This window comes from Haloferax sp. s1 (assembly GCF_058382125.1).
This window is the reverse complement of sequence record NZ_JBZRPK010000345.1, coordinates 1-3394: the sequence shown is the minus strand read 5'-3', so window position 1 is coordinate 3394 and position 3394 is coordinate 1. Positions and strand designations below refer to the sequence as shown.

Here is a 3394-nt window from a genome sequence, read left to right as displayed (position 1 = left end):
CGATGGTCGTCTACGGCGAAGCACAGCGCCGTGGACGGTTCCTTCTCCGACGGAACCAACACGAGCATCTTCTCGAAGAAGGTGGCGTCTATCTCTTCGCTGTCTGTGCGCCGACTCCTGCACGTGACATGATTCACTCGCTCAATACCACACAATTCGACAGTCTCCGAAAGCCGCATCCGCGCCGGCGCTTCCGAGAGACGCTGTAGCGCGTCAAGTTAAAAGACCAGAGAGTCGTATTGAATAGCGAACTGCTAACCCAGCGTGAAACCGACACGTCGTTCAAGTCATCGTCTTCGATTCCTTCCGACTGGTTAGTTTCTCGGTCGTAAGCCGGTAGAATCCAAACGGCACATCTCGCGAAGGAACACCGAATATATCGACGAGTGGGATATGAACTCTCTCGAGTCCCTGAAGGCTTTCGGTGGCAATGGACTCCTCGGAGACTTCTTCCAGCCGTCCGCTGGCAACGACGCTCCGCCACTCGTCATCCTCGTGGCTGTAGGTCACAAACGTAACAGCACGGTCAATGACGTCACTCTTGTTTCCTCCGAGGGCGAGGCGGAAGTAAAAGGTCGATTCGGTCGCGTCATACCCGTACGAAACAGGGACCGAGTGGGGAGCGTCGTCGTCCGGCGTTGAGAACGAGATGACGCCCGTGCCGCCGTTGCCGAGGAATTCGTCCCGCTCATCCTCGTCCATCTCGATTGGGGTAGTATCAGTCATCATCTATTGTTCGAGATGAATTGAGTAAAGAATTCGGCCGCAAACGTATCACTCCATTCGGAACTCGAAGGCGACCCCTACAACCGTCACTGGGTAAGTGCCTTCTATTCAGCACCACGCGTTCTCCGACACAAAATAGAGGCCGGTCTTCTGCGCCCCATCCTGTTCTCACGCTCGCTATGGGTCGCAGGATTCCCATCGAGTCGGCACGGCCGCTGTTCTATCACCGCTTGCTTGGACAGGCAGTTCTTGCTTCAACCTAACTAGGGTGGTCCAATTACTTTACAATTCTATCCGAATAGCAGAGTCGAGACACTGTCTCACGGTTTTACTGAACAGCTGAGACAGTTTTCTGACATTTACCACGGCCTGTGACGGTCGTGGCTGCTGTCGAACGGTAATCGTGCTTCTGAATGGTGCGGACTCTCCGTTTACGACCCTACACGTCGGGACAGGCTACCTGCAACGTCATCTTCCGAGAGTCGATACCGCAGATACGCACTGGTAACACCGTACAACAGGAAACCTATCACGAACATTCCACCTCCGACAGAGAACGAACTGAATCCCGAAACCGCATCGAGTTCTCCGGCCGCGCCCACGGAGAGTGCTGTGAGACCCACGGCAACAGCTATGACGAGACCGCTTGAACTCGGCGGGTCATCGCTCAGGAGACGGCGGCCGCACCAGTACGCAACGGCGAGTGCAGCAATCCCCGCGAGCACCACTGCAACAGTCGACAGCGACGATACGACGGCCCCAGCGAAGACGGCGAGGATGCCGCCGATGGAGATACCCTTGGCGAACACCCCAACCGCGACGGCGCGATTGGAACTCGTATCGAGCGATGTCTCGGACGGTTTCGTCTCTACCTCGTTGCGGTGTGACCTATCGTCCGGGTTGTGCGTGACCCGCTGGCCGACGTGAATGTACCGACCGCTGTCCTCGTCTTCCGGGGTGCTCCAGTCGGTGGTTTCGACGACATCCGTTCCGGGAATTTCGATGTCGACGTTCTCGAACTTGACCGGGAGTCCGGCGGCAATTTCGAACGTCGGGTGGTCTTGAAGCTGAAAGTGCAGGTGTGGTTCTGAGGAGTTCCCGGTGTGACCACACCGACCAATCTGTTCGCCCTGCTTGACGTGGTCACCTGGTTCGACCTCGATGCTCCCCGGAACGAGGTGGACGAGATTGCTGTATTCTCCTTCTGCGTGGCGAATCGTGACGTGGTTTCCGATGATACTGCGCTTGAACGGGTGGGAGAATCCGCCGCCTCGCGACAGTTCGGGGTCGCTATCACCGACGCTGACAACGGTACCGTCGGCGGGTGCAACAACCGGTTGGTCGTAGCAGTAGTAGTTGGCCGTGTTCGTGTCCGTTCCTTCGGGGTGCGTTCGTCCGTCCTCGTCCGTAATCACGAAATCGTAGGCGTACCGCTGGGTGGCCGGAAACCACGAGTGCGAGTATTTTTTGATTGGGCTTCCGTTGATGACCGTCCACGTTCCCTCGACGGGAAGCCGGTACGAAACCGACTGTTCGTAGCTCTCTGGGTCCGGAAGAGAGCCGCGATTACGAACGATAGCGACGATACTCCCCAGTAATTGCATCATGTCTTGACAGAGCGCGAGTGGATTGAAAAATGAAAGCAGGAGTCCGACGAAAAATGCGAGGTACGTGGTTAGGCTGTCGTCCATCGACAGCCAGTCACGCGGGCCTGGACTGTCCTTTTCGTACCCGAGTGCGTTCCGAATCGCGCCGAATAGCATTGCAGCAATCGGCCAAAAAGCGAATAGCCAGAAGAACTTGAAGAGTTTGAGAATTTCTAGCTGACTAAACGCGTCTCCGAGGAACCCGAGAAATCCCAACATCACCAACGACAACGGGCTAATCGACTCGATGCGTTCACGGATGCGCGAAACGCGAGAGCGTGACGCAGAACCGCGTCGTGTTTCTGACATTGAATGACTGGTGGCCACCGTGGAAGTTATTGGTTCTGTGAACCGAAATTCACAAGAACGATTCACACAGCAGCATCTATCACAATGTTGAGTACTTCGCTCACAGATACACGACCATGACTGGTCACGATTGGGAGGAGAACGTCCCCGAGGAAGCATTCTCGATTTTGGGTCACGAGGTGCGACTCGACATCTTGCGGGCGTTCTTCGACACCTACGAACCGTTGGACCCGGACTCACTTTCTGAAGTGAAAGACAAACGCCATCTGTCGTACTCGGAACTGATGGCGGCGGTCGACATGCAGGACAGCGGGAAGTTCAACTATCACTTAGAGAAGCTTCGCGGCGTCTACGTGGAGAACGTCGGCGACAAGTACGCCCCGACAGCCGGTGCCGTCGCGATCTACCGAGCCGTCGTCGCGAATCGGCCGACAGAGCAACTACCTAGTGATTTCGACATCGAAGCGCCGTGTCCGAATTGCGAGTCGAAGTTACGCGGCCAGTACGAACAGGAGTACCTCACCATCGACTGTCCGGAGTGTGACGTATTCTGGGGGTTGACGTACGCGTTCCCGAAGAACGGGATCGTCGCCCAACAAGACGAAGACATTTCTCAGCCGCTCTACGACCGGGCTATGTATCACGTCGGACTGGCGCGGACGGGACAGTGCCCGTCGTGTGCAGGCGCGATATCGTCTCGCATACCGCAGGAC

The 3394-nt window shown here is 56.4% G+C and carries 4 protein-coding genes; 2 read left to right on the top strand and 2 right to left on the bottom strand.

What is annotated here, in order from left to right:
* Positions 1–209, top strand: a 209-nt coding sequence (locus QT222_RS04110; protein ID WP_491476398.1) for a PD-(D/E)XK family putative nuclease, incomplete at its 5' end; no start/stop codon positions are given.
* A gap of 73 nt (positions 210–282) precedes the next feature.
* On the opposite strand, the gene QT222_RS04105 is transcribed toward QT222_RS04110, so the two are convergent.
* Positions 283–726 carry a pyridoxamine 5'-phosphate oxidase family protein gene (locus tag QT222_RS04105; protein ID WP_491476397.1) on the bottom strand — a complete coding sequence of 148 codons (444 nt, stop codon included), beginning with the start codon at positions 724–726 and terminating at the stop codon, positions 283–285.
* 431 nt (positions 727–1157) lie between these two features.
* Complete coding sequence (locus QT222_RS04100; RefSeq protein WP_491476396.1) at positions 1158–2681, bottom strand: M23 family metallopeptidase; 1524 nt, start codon at positions 2679–2681, stop codon at positions 1158–1160.
* A gap of 116 nt (positions 2682–2797) precedes the next feature.
* On the opposite strand from QT222_RS04100, the gene QT222_RS04095 reads away from it, so the two are divergent.
* Positions 2798–3394: DUF7351 domain-containing protein (locus tag QT222_RS04095; RefSeq protein ID WP_491476395.1), on the top strand; the 597-nt coding region annotated here is incomplete at its 3' end.